The following is a 14,860-nucleotide window of genomic DNA, read 5'->3' as shown; positions in this document are numbered from 1 at the left end:
ACACCTTTTGTTCAAACACCTGACAAATAGTTCTCTGTAATTTTATAAAATTGTGGTAAAATAGTGCTAGATTTTATTTTTTTATTGGGGGAGACACCATGAAAAATGAGCTCTCAAGGTTAAAAAGCAGGCTCCAGCATAACGCCCACGGCCTTGCAGAAGTAATCACTGAAAAAATTGACAAGCAAAAAGCAATAGAAACAAATGACAGTTCCAGCGCTCTCTTTCATGTGCGTCTCGAATTAATCAACCTTATTGCTGAAGGCCTTGTTGCTTCGAAAAAAGAATTAAACAACGATATAAGAGAGTGGGCTGACAAAGCAGGGATGCTAGCTGTACAGGAAGATCGCTCCTTGTCCGAAGCTTTATCAAGCTTATCCCTCTTTCGGAAAGTGATCTGTAAAGAAGCAGAAAAAGAGATTAAAGACAACAACCTGTCCTATGGATTAGCTTTTAAAATCACTGATATGATATGTGATCTGATAGATATCACTACCATTGCTTACAGCGAACAATATATCAATTATTATAGTGAAGAGCTTGAAAAAGCCACTATCCAAATACAGGAAGACCAGCAGCTGATTAAAGATTTATCCGCTCCTATTATTCCATCAATTGTTCCGAACACGATCCTTATCCCACTTACAGGGCAATTGAACGCTGAAAGAATAGAACAAATTCGTGAGAAAGTAGTTAACAACATCAAAGCCTATAATGCCGACACTGCAATCATCGACTTTACAGGAATTCATTTAAAAGATCAGGAAGACTTTTCACTGGTTGAAATTGCACGTCAGATTGATTTAATTACCACCTCTCTCGGTTTAATGGGAGTAGAAACGATTTATGTAGGCTTTTCCACCCATTTGGCCCAGGAAATTGTAGGAAGCGGTGTTCAGATTAAAGCCAAGACTTTTTCAAATTTCCGTCTTGGGCTTCAGTATCTCAGTGCAAAAAAAGGCTACAAGCTGACATCGATATGAAAAAAGGGTGAGCCCCCGTGGGCCACCCTTTTGCATGTTGCAGCCGAATCAGCTTTTGCTTTCTTTTTTCACAGCAGCTTCCAACGACTGAATAAATGTAATATTTAAATGAACGTCAAGCTCATGAAGCCGCTTAGCCTGTTTAGGAGTCACTCCGGTAATTACTACCTTCTTCCCCATGTAAGTAAGAGACTGAAACATGTTTTTTAGCACCAGCAGCCCCTCTCCCTTTATTTCTCCAATAGCTGTAAAATCAAATAAGAGGTTAGTTACTGGCCGTTCGTAAGAAGCCGTAAGAATTTTTTCTCGAATAATGTTCATTTTGTCCTCATGAACCTCACCATACAAAGGTATGAGTGCCAAATCTTCGGTAACCTCTATAAAGGGTGCTGAAAGCCTATCATTTTCAATCAATGCTTGCTCAAGCTTTTCTTTTTCCTTTAATAGTTCAAAGTTAGTATCCTGAAGGCGAGTTCTAAGCTCAGCCAGCATATCAGTAACCCTGCTTATCGACTCTTCTTTTATTTGAATAAAGACTTTCCCGTGCAGCTCGCTTTCCCAGCCTGCATATAAATCAGCCAGCAACACTTGTTCTTTCTGATTAATAACGTTTTATTTCCAGCTTCCTTTTCCCCTGATCCGGGTGCACTTGCTGCTTCACCTTATCTCTGCTCTCCCCCTCAATCACATCCAGCAATGAGAAGTTGACATTGAATTGCTCTTCGGCTTCGGGAGAGCAGCCAAGAATTTGAAGGTTTTTATCTATTAAAAAGATAGGAATCGGCAATTGCTCGTTAACTTGTTGCATTCATGTCCCCTTCTCTCCCATTATCAAGCCAATATTGCAGGCTTCTTAAATCTTCTAACACTATCACTTTTTTTTCTGAATAAGAATCAAGGTCATGCTTTTTTGTCATCCGTCCGCCAATAATAATTACAGGCTCAAAATCCACTTCCTGAAAAGCTTGTAAAAATTCTTTCAGCTTTGGCAGACGATATGAAAGGGCAGCTGATACGCCTATCACTTCCGGTTTCCATTCATTTATAAACTGCAGCGCATGATGTAAAGGGAGGTTCGGACCCAAATACCGGACCGTCCACCCTTGATCTTTAAACACGGAAGCAGCCATCTTCAATCCTAGATAATGCTGCTCTTCCTCTACTCCTAACAACATAACCTTTTTTTCGTCAGGGAGGGTTGTTTTATCTCTGAAATAAAAATTTTCCATTTGTGAGATAACCATATCGCATATCCCGGTAGCCAAGTGTTCATCAGCTACTGATATTTTATTCAATTCCCATAACTCGCCAATATGATACATAGCAGGAGTGATCATATCTTCATAAAGGGAAAGCTTATTATCATCGTTACATAATTCTTGCAAGTACTTCAGGGCTTGCTTTTCTTTTCCCTCCAGGAACAGCTGGGCCAGCTTTTCTGGTTGTGGGTTCACATCCGTCACCTCTGCTTTCTCAGCTGTTTTTCAACAATTGGATAGCTTGCTGCAGATACATAAGAAAGGCTTGTTCTCTTTCCTTATCCACTTTTCCAGGAATTGCTTTTACGAGCCTTTCAAAATTGTCTATGATTAAGTAAGTTCCGACATTACGGCTGGTTAACACGTTTTCCAGCCACTTGGTGTAGTCAAGAAAAACGGTAATGTCCCTTAATTCATACGTTGTTTCTAAGTGATCAAGGTGATGATAGTTGTCTTCCTCTGTTTTTACCCTGCCATGTTCCCCAAACTTTTCCCATAAATATGGGTATGCTTGGTAAATAGCCTCTGACACTTCTTTTACAATCTTTTCTTTTGTTTCGTTGCTCATTCAGCTACTACCTTATACTGGCCGACTTTTGGAACGATCGAAGCCAGTTCTTTATCCGGATATTTCTTTTCCAGTTCATGAATCTTCTTATATTCATCACTTGTTACCCAAGAGAGATAATCAGCTTTACTCTCCCATTCTAGATGGACTGTCAGCTCTCCTGGCTTCTTATCATTTTGTAAAAGCTGAAATGTTCGAAACCCTTTAGCCTTGTCGACTGCTCGCGAGCGATTTCGATAGATATCTATTACTTCATCAGCCTTTTCACTTGGTACAGTAACAGTTGAGGTGACTATGTACATGAAAATTCTCCTTTATTCTTTCTTCTCTATTGTATTTCCCATTCTATCACGTAATACTATATGTTGCAGAAAGAACCCTTTCGTGGAGTTGTGCAGAAATCTATACATAAAAAAACCGAGGATTTCTCCCCGGTTATTCTCCCTTATTTTAACGGGCTTTTTATATAGTGTTCCTCTTGTTCACTAGCTTTTTTCTGTTCAAGGTGCTGTGTAATCAGAACACCGTATAGCATAGAAAATACGAAGCCGCCAAATCCGACAGATTGGAGTATAATTTGTGCTGTTTCAGTAAACTGATAAGCACCTATAAAAAATAAAAAGCCAAACGACATCATCATTAATAAAGCCCAAAACAATGGTTGTTCTTTCATGGTAGTCATCCTTTCTTTCAAAAATTTATTATATGAACAGTTGTTCTCTGCAAAAAAGATGTATTTCATATTTCCTTAGAAAGCATCTGTTAAACCTTTTCTTCTCAAAACAAAATATTCCTTCAATTAAACAGATTGAAGTTTTAATATTCTAAAAAATCAGTATAATTTTGAGGTTTTTTGTGGTTAGAAATATGTTGGTAGAGATAAATCGTTCATAGACTTTCCTTTGTCCATCGAGGGTAAATGGAAAAAAACGGAACAAGAAATTAAGTTATTTCTAATAATAATACAGGAATATTATATATAGGTCAATAATATATTTCGACTTTTTTGTGACTTCTTTTAATCGTTGATAAAAAATAGCACTCCCAGGAAGCTTAATCGATCGTTTCATAAATAAAAAAAGGACCCTATTATCAACGTACAATAATCGGATCCATCTTTTCTTTCATTAAACTGTGTATCCCAAGCCTTTTAGCTCTTCATATATTCATTATTTAACAGCCATAACATCATAGAGATCCGTTCTTCTTTCTACATCCATGCAAAAAAATTCAGATTTACATTTACGCTGGAACGCCCGGTTTACATGCCCTGTTACTATGTCTGTTTGCTTAAATGGCCCCTGGCTTGCAAGTTGACCGTCTGGAAGAAAAAATACTGACTCACCAAAGAAATCCAAAACTTCACTTTGACCTGTATGGTTCACCGCTGCTACAAAAAGAGACTGATCTATTGCCCGTGCGGCAGCAAACTGTTTAAAAGCATATTGATAAGGCATTTCCCAGGCAGACGGCGCCACAAGAAGGTGAGACCCCTTTTTTGAAGAAGTCGAGCCATTTCTGGAAAAGCTAAATCCCAGCATATCATTAACCCTAAAATCCCTAACTCTGTTTCGACTGTCTGTATGTTTGAGCCTGGTTTAAAATAAGCTTTCTCCAAAGCTGTCACATGCACCTTCCTGTATGTGGCAGCCCTTTTCCCAAGGGGCGTAACTACGTTAATAGAATTGTAGAGTCTGTTTTCCCCAGGTTCTGCTGTCTCTGGAAAACCGTAAATGATATATACATTTTTCCTTTTAGCGAGTGAAGATACTTTTTCAAAGGTTTCTCCTTCTCTTGATTCTCCTTGTTCAAGAATCGTAGCATCCAGAAAGTATCCTGTGGCAGACATTTCCGGAAAAACAAGAAGTTCTGCCTGGGGATATTTTCTGCTACATTCGTGTACCCGTTCCTCCATAAGCTTGTAGTTTTTTTCCTTATCACCAAGAAAAAAGGAATCCTGAATCAATGCAACTTGTGAGGATTGCATCACGCTGATTTGCTCCTTTCAGAAAAATCGGTTCTATTTTTTACTGTATACTTCCCTCTCATTAACCCCCAGTAAAGGAGACCTGATACAAGGAAGGTCAAGATCGTGGAGCCGATAGCAAGCGGGGAAATATAAGTGAAGTAAAGAGCAAATCCAGCTCCAAGGATATAGGCAACATAAGAATAGATATTTATTCCGTTTTTATACATGTAGCTTCCTTTTTCATTTTCCACAATTTCTTCGGCATCATATCGTCCTTTTTTCAAAATATAATAATCGGTTAGGACAATAGCAAAAATCGGGATATAAAGAGTGGCAATTAACAATATAAAGTCAAAGAAATTAGCCATTAGAGCCTCTTTGAGAAGAGCTCCTAACACAGTTATTATTCCCAGGCCCAAAGCCGCTTTCCAGAAATCCACCTTTGGGATAATGTTTAGCAGGGACATATTCGCGCTGTATAAGGCCATTGCGTTTGTAGAAAGAACTGAAAAGAATACGACAATGGCTGCGATGAGTCCAAACCCATGCTGTGCCAATAAAACAGTAGGATCGTAGGTTTGTTCCATTCCTTGCAGAATACTGAATCCTCCAACAGCCGCTCCAAGTCCCAGAGCCAGCGTTGAGGCAATAACATACCCTCCGTATGTGGCCGCCATAGCGCCTTTTTCACTTCTTGCTCCTCTGTTGTAGTCACTGACGGACGACATCCAGGAAAAAGCGGTCGCTACTACAATATCAAAGGCTATGATTGCCGTTATTTCAGGATTTTGACTAATTTGCATTTGGATCAAATCATTTACGTTATAAAGGTTGAAAAGTTGAAAGAAAACAACAAAAGCTAAGGTCAGCATGGCAAGAGAAATAAACTTTTGGGTGGTCTCAATTCCCCTCAGCCCATAGATCACAATAAAAATAACTAACAACTGTGTCAAAATAGTAAAAAGATTTATGTTACTATAGCCGGTGATAGTAGAAACAGCATAATCCAGGCTTAACCCAGCCATATACGCTTGAATCCAGCACCACCCTACAAGCACAATAGTATTAGCTACCGCTGGTAAAATTGCTCCCTTTTGGCCAAAAGCTCCTCTTGTAATTACCATGGTAGGAAGACCGGTCCGCGTGCCGATTCTTCCCATTAAAGCTAGAGGAATCGCACCGATTGCAGAACCGACGATACTCACCATCACAGCCTGGCCAAATGAAATGTTAGGGATAAACAGCATACCCGTTAAAATAGTAGTGATAACAAAATTTGCTGCCACCCATATTGCTAAAATCCCCCAAAAAGGCACCCTTTGTTCGGCCTTTTTTAATGGCCTGATGTCATCGGATCCAATTCGTTTTTGTTTTTCTGGCATATTCATCCCATCCTGTCTGTAGTATTCCTCTCCTACACACTACTCCTTTGGATTCAACCTTTTTCTGTATTTATCTTTTAAACTGATACCACCCAAGAGAATCAATACTGACACTTTTATTAACGTGCTTGTATTCAGTAAAGCTTATCAACCCTTCCGGACCTAGTTCCCGTCCAATCCCGCTTTGCTTCACTCCTCCCCAGGGAGCATCCACATACGGAGTGTGATAGCTGTTAATCCAAATAATCCCAGCTTCCAGTCTCTCTGCAATCCACCTCCCACGCTCGGAACTTTCTGTGAAGATTCCTGCCGCCAGTCCATAATTTGTGCCATTAGCCAACTCTACTGCCTCTTCTTTTGTTTCAAAGGATTGAAGAGTAATGACAGGCCCAAATATTTCTTCCTGTACAATTTCCATTGATTGATCTACCTCTTCAAATACAGCAGGCTCTATGAAGTACCCTTTCTTTTCAGCTAATACTTTTCCGCCGTATAGTAAGGAAGCTCCCCCTTCTAGCCCTTTTTCTATATAGGCAGTGACCTTCTTTACATGCGACTCACTAATCAGCGGGCCGAATTCTGTGCCTTCTTTCAGCGGGTCTCCAATGTTTACCTGGCTGATTTTTTCAAGGAGAACTTTTTTTAAAGGATCATATATATCCTGATGAAGGAGGAGACGAGGAGCTGCCACACATACTTCCCCTTGATTAAACAAGGCTCCGAACACTGCCCATTCTGCTGTTTTTTCTATGTCAACATCATTCCAAACAATCAGCGGTGACTTTCCGCCTAACTCAAGGGAAACCTTTTTTAGATCCTCCGCACATCTCTGGTAAATTCTTTTTCCAGTTTCCACACTTCCTGTAAAGGAAATTTTTTTGACCCTTGGGTTTTCAACAATCGCTTGTCCAACCTCTCTGCCGCCAATCACAAGATTAAAAATCCCATCGGTATTCCAGCTTCCATTAACGCCTTTGTGAACTCTATCATACTCATTGGGGTCAACTCAGACGGCTTGAAAACAACTGCGTTACCAGCTGCCAATGCCGGAGCAAGCTTCCATACTCCTAACAGCAAAGGGAAATTCCAAGGGACTATCAAACCACATACTCCGATTGGTTCACTCTTTATCTCGCTTTCCGTGCCATCCTCCATTTTCAGGGTTTTGGAAAGTGAGTCAGGAATCAAACCAGCATAGTATCTGAGACAATGGACCACATCTTCGACGTCCACCCTCGCTTCTTTTATTGGCTTGCCAGTATCAATTGATTCTATTGTGGCGACTTTTTCAGCCTTCTCCTCAAGAATACTGGCAGCTTTCTCAAGAACCTTTTTTCTTAACTTAAAATTATAACGCCAGCTATTGCTGCTGAAGCTTGGTATGCCGATTCAGCGGCTTTCTTAACTTGAAGATCATCTGCTTCAAACACGATTTCTTCTATTTCTGCCGTTGCTGGATTCTTAATTTCCAACCTTTTCCCATTTCCTTGTTCCCACTCACCGTTTATCCAATTGTGGCCCATTCCTTTTTCCTGCCTTTTATAGAAATATTTGTTAGATTTTTCAGTCTATTATATAGAAATAGAAGACATCTGATAAAACAAAGCTCACTATCTACTATTGAATACCCTTCTGGAAGTTTCTTTTTCCAGTGATAGGAAAGGGCCCGGCTCTGGTCAAGCCAGGCTTCTCATCCTGTTATTGTTTAATAGATAAAGAGGTATACTTAATCTCAAGGTATTCTTCAATTCCATAGTACCCGCCTTCACGGCCAAGACCGCTTTCTTTAAAGCCGCCAAAGGGCGCCTGAGGGACCGATGGCAGACCATCATTGACCCCTACAATACCGTATTCCAGGTTTTCACTGATACGAAGCGCTTCTGAGAGATCCTCTGTGAACAAATAAGCAGCCAGGCCAAAGTCAGTATCATTGGCCTTCTCCACTACTTCCTCCTCTGTATCAAAAATGGAAATTGGTGCGACCGGCCCAAATGTTTCTTCATTCATGCAAAGCATATCCCCCGTCGCACCTTTAATAATCGTAGGGGCAAAATAATAGCCTGATTGCTCTGAAAGCGATACCCCGCCTGTCACAATTTCAGCTCCACTATTTTTTGCTTCTTCTACATGCCGTTGTACTTTTTCTAGTGCCTTCTGATCAATAAGGGGACCAATGTGAACACCTTCCTCTAATCCTGGCCCTACTTTTAACTGCTCTACAGCAAGCTTAAGCTTCTCAGTAAATTCCCCCGCGACAGAGCGATGCACATAAATTCTGTTTGAGCACACACATGTCTGTCCTGCATTTCTGAATTTGGACTTTACCGTTTCCTGTACGGCTGTGTCTACATCAGCCTTCCCCATAACAATTAAAGGGGCCTGTCCGCCAAGCTCCAATGAAAGCTTTTTGACCGTATCAGCTGCCCCACGCATTAACAGCTTCCCGACTTCCGTGGAACCAGTAAAGCTAACTTTTCTTACTCGTTTGTCACTCAGCCACTGCTCGCCTATTTCTTTCGGGTTACCAGTTACGAGGTTAATCACACCTGGTGGAAATCCGGCTTCTTCAGCAAGCTCTACAAGCTTTAAAGCCGTCAGAGGCGTTTCTTCAGCAGGCTTGATCACAACCGTACACCCTGCCGCAAGAGCCGGCGCGGCCTTTCTCGTAATCATTGCAGCTGGAAAGTTCCAGGGTGTAATAATAGCTGCCACCCCTACAGGTTGTTTTTGAACAAAAATTCGTTTGTTAGGAGCAGAGGCTGGAATGATATCCCCATACACTCTTTTTCCTTCTTCTGCATACCACTGGATAAAAGAATTGGCATATCCCACTTCTCCTAGAGCTTCCTGATAAGGCTTCCCCTGCTCTTTCGTCATGCAGACTGCCAGGTCTTCTTTATGCTTTTCAATCAGCTCAAACCACTTTGTCAGTAGAAGAGACCGCTCTCCTGCTGTGGTTTTTGACCATGTCTTAAATGCTTTATAAGCTGATTCTGCAGCCTCCTCGGCTTCTTTTTTTCCACCGGAGGGAACGGAGGCGATTTCCTGCTGGTCTGCCGGGTTATAGACTGTAATATAATCCTGCGTATCTCCTGTTATCCATTTTCCGTTAATATACATTTTTTCTGCCATTATTCGTCTTCCTTCCTTACTCGCTTTCCAGTGCTCGTTTGAGGGACTCTTTAATGATTTCCAAACCTTCTTCAAATTGTTCGTCCGTAATCACAAGAGGCATTAGCACTCGGATGACATTTCCATAAGCACCTGCGCTTAATAAAAGAAGGCCTTGTTTTTGCGCTTCGGATATCACCTTAGCTGTCAGTTCTTTGTCTGGAGTTTTAGACATTTTATCTTTTACAAGCTCCATCGCACACATCGCTCCAAGACCACGCACATCGCCAACACACTCGTATTCTTCTTTCAAAGCAGAAAAGAATTCGATCGTCCGCTCTCCAATTCTTTTCGCCCGCTCGTTCAGGTTCTCTTCTTCTATAATATCGAGCACAGCAAGGGCTGCCTGGCACCCTAACGGACTTCCGCTGTATGTTCCTCCAAGTTCTCCAGGCCCGGCTGCATCCATTACTTCTTTTCGTCCGATCACACCACTGATCGGAACTCCCGCTCCCATTGATTTTGAGATAGTGAGAAGATCCGGAGCTACATCGAAATGGTTAATGCCAAAGTAATCTCCCGTTCTTGCAAACCCTGCTTGAATTTCATCAGAAACAAATAATATATCCTGCTTTTTGCAGTAGTCAAACACTCCTTTGACAAAGTGTTTTCCTGGAACAATGAAACCTCCTTCCCCTTGGACAGGCTCCATTACAACTGCGGCTACCTGATCCGGTGAAATCTCTCCTTCGATGACGTTGATAAACTCTTTGACCATGTACTCTTCATAGGCTTCATCAGAAATTTCCTCGGGCTTGCGGTAGTGATACGGATACGGAGCGCGGTACACTTCAGGAGCAAAGGGTCCAAATTCATACTTATAAGGCTTCACTTTCCCTGTCATACTCATAGTCATCAATGTTCTGCCATGGAATCCTCTGGAAAAGGTCACAACAGCAGGCTTTTTGCTGTACTTTCTTGCGATTTTCACCGCATTTTCAACCGCTTCTGCCCCGCTGTTTAAAAACATGACCTTTTTTCGTGCTCTCCGGGTGCCAGCGCAGCAAGCTTCTCAGCCAGAGTAATATACGACTCATACATCATGACGTTAAAGCCCGTATGAATAAACTGCTCAGCCTGCTTGTGAATGGCTTCCACTACTTTTGGATGGCTGTGGCCGACATTGATGGTTCCAATCGCCCCAGCAAAGTCTATAAATGTGTTGCCGTCCACATCCTCCACCAAAGCTCCTGCTGCTTTATGAGCAAAGGTAGGAATCCCGTAAGATACTCCATCAGGAATAATTTGCTTCCTGCGCTCCAGTATGGATAGAGCTTTTTCTCCTGGCAGACTTGTTTTTACGTTGGCATTGGCTGCTGTACGGTTCATATACTAAACACTTCCTCTCTCTAAATACGACGATACCTCTTGATTATTTCTATTTATTTTGCACTCTCTGAAACCGAATTTTCTTTTTCCGCTTGTTTCTTCAAGGCGACCAGGCTGATCATTTCGTAAGCCACGGATGATGCAAGCGCTGCTGTTATCTCCCCTGATCATAAGCCGGAAGCACCTCAACCAGGTCAAATCCTTTAATGTTCAGCCCTTTCAAACCCCTTACATACTCCAACGCTTCAAAGCTGTTCGGACCTGCCACTTCCGGTGTACCGGTACCAGGAGCAAAAGCAGGATCGACAAAATCAATATCATAGGAAACGAAAACCGTACGTCCACTGTCCCCTACACGCTTGTGGATTCGTTTCAATACCTCCTGATAACCGATCTTGTGGACCTCGCTCATAGGAATCACTTCAAAGCCCAGGTCTTCAGGGTCTGTTAAGTCTTCCGGCGTATAAAGAGGACCTCTCATTCCAACCTGAATGGAATGGGCTGTATCAATCAATCCTTCTTCCACCGCCCGGCGAAACGGAGTTCCATGCATGTATTTTTCGCCAAAATAGTTATCCCACGTGTCGCTGTGGGAATCAAAATGAACGAGGGACACCGGTCCGTATACTTTAGCCATCGCACGCAGGTTCCCTAAAGAGATGGAGTGATCCCCTCCAAGAATAATGGGGACTACTCCTTTTTCAAGAAGAGGAGTTAACCCTTCAACCATATTGTCGTAAGAACGGTGGATGTTCCCTGGAACAATATCAATGTCTCCATAATCCACCCCTGAACAGTACTCAAATATATTAATCTTTTGATCAGGATTATAAGGACGAAGAAGCACAGAAAAATTCCGGATATGCTGAGGGCCGTAACGTGCCCCGACCCGGTTGGATACCGCCGTATCAAAAGGAACACCAAGAACGGCAAAATCAATATTCTCTGTTGTGCGCACCTCTTCTAATCTCATAAATGTACGTACTCCCGTAAATCTAGGGGATCTCGATGAATCTTTTGGCTGGTACATAGTATCTCTCCTTCTTTGTTGTATGTATTAGATATCTGTGATGCTTAAAATATATGCAAATTCTGTGCCAACTTTTTTAGGCGCAGTACTTTTTTAAGATATGGCAGACAGCGCTTTAATCCCCTGCTGTCCGCCAGAAGAAATACTAAAAGAATAGGATATGTGCCATCGCCACGATAATAGGCAGCGTGATAATTGTTCTTTGCAAGAATACAATGATAAGATCCCATAGATTTAAAGGAATTTTTGAACGAAGCAGAAGTATTCCGACTTCAGACATATAAACGAGCTGTGTCATTGATAATGCCGCGATAACAAAACGGGTCAGTTCACTTTCAATTCCGCTTCCTATTACTGCAGGCAAGAACATGTCAGCAAACCCAACAATCATAGCCGGGGCAGCTTGTGCAGCTTCAGGAATAGCCATCAGCTCCAGTACAGGCACCAATGGATAAGAAAGGTACTGAAACAACGGGGTGAACTCTGCAATCATCAAAGCAATCGTGCCTAGAGCCATGACAAGGGGAATCAGTCCCAGCCAAATATCGAGGACATTTTTCACCCCGTTTTTAACAAGACTTCCTGCACTCTTTACTTCCGACGCCTTATGAACTGCTTTTTCCGCTGCCCATTGCAGGCGCGACCGGTCTGAAGGAACCTCTTCAGAAATCTGCTTCCCCACAGGCCCATAATAGGTTTCTTCTTTCCTCGATAATGGCGGAATTCGAGGACATATAACGGCGGCAACAAGCCCTGCAACTAAAACAGTAATGTAAAATTGAATAAACATATGCTGCATACCGATAAAACTGATAACAACTAGGCTGAAAGCAATGGATGCGACTGAAAAATTTGTAGCTATGACAGATGCTTCCCGCTTCGTGTAATACCCTTGTTCATATTGCTGAGTCGTAATAAGCACCCCTACCGTTCCACTTCCCATCCATGAGGCCATGGCATCAATGGAAGAACGTCCCGGAAGTTTAAATAAAGGTCTCATCAGCTTCCGAACCATCGTTCCAATAAACTCCATTAACCCAAACTGCAAAAGAAGGGGCATAAAAAACCCGGCGATCAAAAACCATGTTGTTAAAACAGGGACCAGATCATACAACACAGTGCCGCCGGAAACTGGCGACCATATAAATTCCGGCCCAACCTGAAGCAAAGTGAGGATAGCAAACATGGCGCCAAGAATCCTCATTGAAAACCAGAATGCCCCTACGTCAAAAAGTGCTGTAAAAAAGGATGAATCCGCCATCCAGGCTGGCTTGGAAACCTTGGCAGCTGCCGTTAAAATAACAGACAGAACTAAAACACCAGTCATAAACAACGGCAGTGCCGAAGCAAAATAATTCTGAAGAGCTTCCGCTAAAATTCCAATTCCTATCGTCCACTGGCCATTATAGGGAACCGGAATGAGAAACAGCATAAGGCTTATGATAGAGACAAGTAAGGATTTCGCTTTGTTTGCCGACGTCCACCATTCTTTCTTGTCCCTCTCTGCCCCCTCTGGCACTTGTTCTTTTTCTAATGCTTGCACAAAAATCACCTCTTAGAATTCTTTGCTTGTATACTAATGCAATTTTCGTGCCAAACTTCAGTTTATTTTATATTTTTTCAGTTTTCTGGCTACTGTAGGCTGACTTGTCCCAAGCTTTTCAGCTATTTTTACGGTCGTCTTATGTTTGTTGTATGCCTCTTGTAATATCGTTTTTTCATAGTCCTCTATCAGCTCTGTCAACGATTTGCTGTTTTCCTGAAACACTGCAGGGCCTTTTTGCTTTTTATTCATGCTCTGAAGATGCTCTTTCGTAATTTTATTGGAAGAGGAAGTTACGATTAACCTTTCTAAAACATTCATAAGCTCTCGCACATTCCCTTTCCACTCTTTATTGCAAAGCTCTTGCATGACTTGAGGTTCCAGCTCTTTTTTCCCTCCGTATTTCTTCCCGAACGAATCTACCAGGTAATGTATGAGAGGAATAATATCGGATGCACGTTCCGCAGTGGGGGATCGTAATAGGAACCACATTTAAGCGAAAGTAAAGGTCCTCTCGGAACTTCTTCTCTTCTACCAGCTCTTCCAAAGGACGGTTGGTAGCTGAGATAAGGCGGAAATTGACCTTTCTCTGTTTATTTCCTCCCACCCTGTAAAATGTTTTTTCCTGGATAAACTTTAATACCTTTACTTGATGAGCAAGGGAGAGTTCCCCGATTTCATCTAAAAACAAAGTCCCCCCTTCCGCCAGTTCCGCAAAGCCAATTTTTCCTTTTTGGCTTGAACCGGTAAAAGCTCCAGCTTCATACCCAAAAAATTCTGCTTCAAACAATGAATCAGGTATGGCGCCGCAGTTCACTTCAATAAATGGCTCTTTTCTTCGAGGGCTTTCTTGATGAATCATTTTTGCCAGCTGGGTCTTCCCTACTCCCGATTCGCCTAGCAGGAGAACGTTTACATCTACGGAAGCTACTTGATGAGCCACATCAAGGCAGCTTTTCATTTCAGGTGAGTGAGCAATAAAGCCGTGTTCCTGGAAATAACGATTTCTGAGAATTTGTATTTCATTTTTCACTCTTTCCATTTCATCTTCCATTTCTCCTAAATAATCCTTCATGTTAGCCAGCTCTGTTACATCATGAGAATAGGTCGCGATTCTCCAAAGCCTTCCTTTTTCATCAAAGACCGGCACACCAGTGACAAGAAACTTCTTATTTTCCTTCGCTGTTTGAATAATCGTTACACGCTCTTTTTTTTCTTTCACTAAAGGAGTCACAATTGGGGTAAAGACTCCTTGTTTTTCTAATTCATAGACTGACTCTCCAATGATATCTTTCTCTTCAAGGCCGTAAAGCTGTTTCATCGCATGACTCACTCTAAGAATGAGCCCTTTTGCATCAGTCACTAGAAAGTCATCGAGCAATGATTGCAGTATAGCTTCATTTTCTTCTAACCGTGATCCTTTTTTCATGTAAACCACCTTTAGTATTCATATTTGAATAGGCTATAACTACTTAGTTCTCAAAATGTTCTTATCATTACACTTAGTATACTTCATTCATTTTTGAATAGTTTATTCATATGTGAATAATCATGTGAGGAAAGCTCACATCAAAACAAAAAACAACATAAAAAAAGCGTATCCCCAAATCTACTTCTGAGGACACG

General features: G+C 41.8%; 13 protein-coding genes and 4 pseudogenes. 1 reads left to right on the top strand and 16 read right to left on the bottom strand.

Annotation, left to right across the window (positions count from 1 at the left end):
- Positions 1-98 precede the first annotated feature (98 nt).
- The gene (locus JCM19033_RS25535) at positions 99-983 is read left to right on the top strand and encodes an STAS domain-containing protein (RefSeq protein WP_083465367.1); all 885 of its coding nucleotides are present in this window, start codon (positions 99-101) and stop codon (positions 981-983) included.
- A 48-nt stretch (positions 984-1,031) separates the two neighbouring features.
- On the opposite strand, the gene JCM19033_RS09555 is transcribed toward JCM19033_RS25535, so the two are convergent.
- The 16 genes and pseudogenes from JCM19033_RS09555 to JCM19033_RS09485 form a co-directional block, all read right to left on the bottom strand.
- Positions 1,032-1,571 (bottom strand): STAS domain-containing protein, encoded by a 540-nt coding sequence (locus JCM19033_RS09555; RefSeq protein WP_054636149.1) that lies wholly within the window; start codon positions 1,569-1,571, stop codon positions 1,032-1,034.
- Positions 1,572-1,584: 13 nt separating this feature from the next.
- Positions 1,585-1,791, bottom strand: a complete 207-nt coding sequence (locus JCM19033_RS09550; protein WP_054636148.1) for a PAS domain-containing protein — start codon at positions 1,789-1,791, stop codon at positions 1,585-1,587.
- Entirely contained in the window at positions 1,778-2,437 is a 660-nt protein-coding gene (locus JCM19033_RS09545) for a B12-binding domain-containing protein (protein ID WP_054636147.1), read from the bottom strand. Before JCM19033_RS09545 ends, JCM19033_RS09550 begins: the two co-directional genes overlap by 14 nt.
- Before the next feature lie 19 nt (positions 2,438-2,456).
- The gene (locus JCM19033_RS09540; RefSeq protein ID WP_054636146.1) at positions 2,457-2,810 is read right to left on the bottom strand and encodes a hypothetical protein; all 354 of its coding nucleotides are present in this window, start codon (positions 2,808-2,810) and stop codon (positions 2,457-2,459) included.
- Positions 2,807-3,112 carry an antibiotic biosynthesis monooxygenase gene (locus JCM19033_RS09535; protein ID WP_054636145.1) on the bottom strand — a complete coding sequence of 102 codons (306 nt, stop codon included), beginning with the start codon at positions 3,110-3,112 and terminating at the stop codon, positions 2,807-2,809. Before JCM19033_RS09535 ends, JCM19033_RS09540 begins: the two co-directional genes overlap by 4 nt.
- Before the next feature lie 143 nt (positions 3,113-3,255).
- Positions 3,256-3,483 carry a hypothetical protein gene (locus tag JCM19033_RS09530; protein ID WP_054636144.1) on the bottom strand — a complete coding sequence of 76 codons (228 nt, stop codon included), beginning with the start codon at positions 3,481-3,483 and terminating at the stop codon, positions 3,256-3,258.
- Between the two features lie 496 nt (positions 3,484-3,979).
- Positions 3,980-4,725, bottom strand: a pseudogene (locus JCM19033_RS25530) (carbon-nitrogen hydrolase family protein).
- A 71-nt stretch (positions 4,726-4,796) separates the two neighbouring features.
- A complete protein-coding gene (locus JCM19033_RS09515; protein WP_054636141.1) occupies positions 4,797-6,161 on the bottom strand; it encodes a cytosine permease in 1,365 nt (454 codons plus the stop codon).
- Positions 6,162-6,231: 70 nt separating this feature from the next.
- Positions 6,232-7,469 (bottom strand): annotated as a pseudogene (locus JCM19033_RS09510) (aldehyde dehydrogenase).
- A 29-nt stretch (positions 7,470-7,498) separates the two neighbouring features.
- Positions 7,499-7,684 (bottom strand): hypothetical protein, encoded by a 186-nt coding sequence (locus JCM19033_RS25525; protein WP_157049826.1) that lies wholly within the window; start codon positions 7,682-7,684, stop codon positions 7,499-7,501.
- Positions 7,685-7,859: 175 nt separating this feature from the next.
- Positions 7,860-9,281: an NAD-dependent succinate-semialdehyde dehydrogenase gene (locus JCM19033_RS09505; protein ID WP_054636224.1), complete on the bottom strand. Its 1,422-nt coding sequence runs from the start codon at positions 9,279-9,281 to the stop codon at positions 7,860-7,862.
- A gap of 28 nt (positions 9,282-9,309) precedes the next feature.
- A pseudogene (gabT, locus tag JCM19033_RS09500) lies at positions 9,310-10,661 on the bottom strand (4-aminobutyrate--2-oxoglutarate transaminase).
- A gap of 53 nt (positions 10,662-10,714) precedes the next feature.
- Positions 10,715-11,691, bottom strand: a pseudogene (gene speB, locus JCM19033_RS09495) (agmatinase).
- Between the two features lie 145 nt (positions 11,692-11,836).
- Positions 11,837-13,234, bottom strand: coding sequence for a YjiH family protein (locus JCM19033_RS09490; RefSeq protein WP_054636140.1), 1,398 nt, complete (start codon positions 13,232-13,234; stop codon positions 11,837-11,839).
- A gap of 57 nt (positions 13,235-13,291) precedes the next feature.
- On the bottom strand, positions 13,292-13,603 hold the full coding sequence (locus JCM19033_RS27400) for a TyrR/PhhR family helix-turn-helix DNA-binding protein (protein ID WP_306301298.1): 312 nt from the start codon (positions 13,601-13,603) through the stop codon (positions 13,292-13,294).
- Positions 13,584-14,663 carry a sigma-54-dependent Fis family transcriptional regulator gene (locus tag JCM19033_RS09485; RefSeq protein ID WP_306301297.1) on the bottom strand — a complete coding sequence of 360 codons (1,080 nt, stop codon included), beginning with the start codon at positions 14,661-14,663 and terminating at the stop codon, positions 13,584-13,586. The genes JCM19033_RS27400 and JCM19033_RS09485 overlap by 20 nt, the downstream gene beginning before the upstream one ends.
- Positions 14,664-14,860: the final 197 nt, after the last annotated feature.

Source organism: Thalassobacillus sp. C254 (genome assembly GCF_001310615.1).
The sequence above is the reverse complement of the archived record's forward strand: the minus strand, read 5'-3'. Positions and strand labels throughout refer to the sequence as shown.

What these genes read in the sequence shown, in the direction of transcription:
- JCM19033_RS25535 (WP_083465367.1), top strand. Translation starts at nt 99, where the DNA reads ATGAAAAATGAGCTCTCAAGGTTAAAAAGCAGGCTCCAGCATAACGCC.
- JCM19033_RS09550 (WP_054636148.1), bottom strand. Translation starts at nt 1,791, where the DNA reads ATGCAACAAGTTAACGAGCAATTGCCGATTCCTATCTTTTTAATAGAT.
- JCM19033_RS09540 (WP_054636146.1), bottom strand. Translation starts at nt 2,810, where the DNA reads ATGAGCAACGAAACAAAAGAAAAGATTGTAAAAGAAGTGTCAGAGGCT.
- JCM19033_RS09535 (WP_054636145.1), bottom strand. Translation starts at nt 3,112, where the DNA reads ATGTACATAGTCACCTCAACTGTTACTGTACCAAGTGAAAAGGCTGAT.
- JCM19033_RS09530 (WP_054636144.1), bottom strand. Translation starts at nt 3,483, where the DNA reads ATGAAAGAACAACCATTGTTTTGGGCTTTATTAATGATGATGTCGTTT.
- JCM19033_RS09515 (WP_054636141.1), bottom strand. Translation starts at nt 6,161, where the DNA reads ATGCCAGAAAAACAAAAACGAATTGGATCCGATGACATCAGGCCATTA.
- JCM19033_RS25525 (WP_157049826.1), bottom strand. Translation starts at nt 7,684, where the DNA reads ATGGGCCACAATTGGATAAACGGTGAGTGGGAACAAGGAAATGGGAAA.
- JCM19033_RS09505 (WP_054636224.1), bottom strand. Translation starts at nt 9,281, where the DNA reads ATGTATATTAACGGAAAATGGATAACAGGAGATACGCAGGATTATATT.
- JCM19033_RS27400 (WP_306301298.1), bottom strand. Translation starts at nt 13,603, where the DNA reads ATGCAAGAGCTTTGCAATAAAGAGTGGAAAGGGAATGTGCGAGAGCTT.
- JCM19033_RS09485 (WP_306301297.1), bottom strand. Translation starts at nt 14,663, where the DNA reads ATGAAAAAAGGATCACGGTTAGAAGAAAATGAAGCTATACTGCAATCA.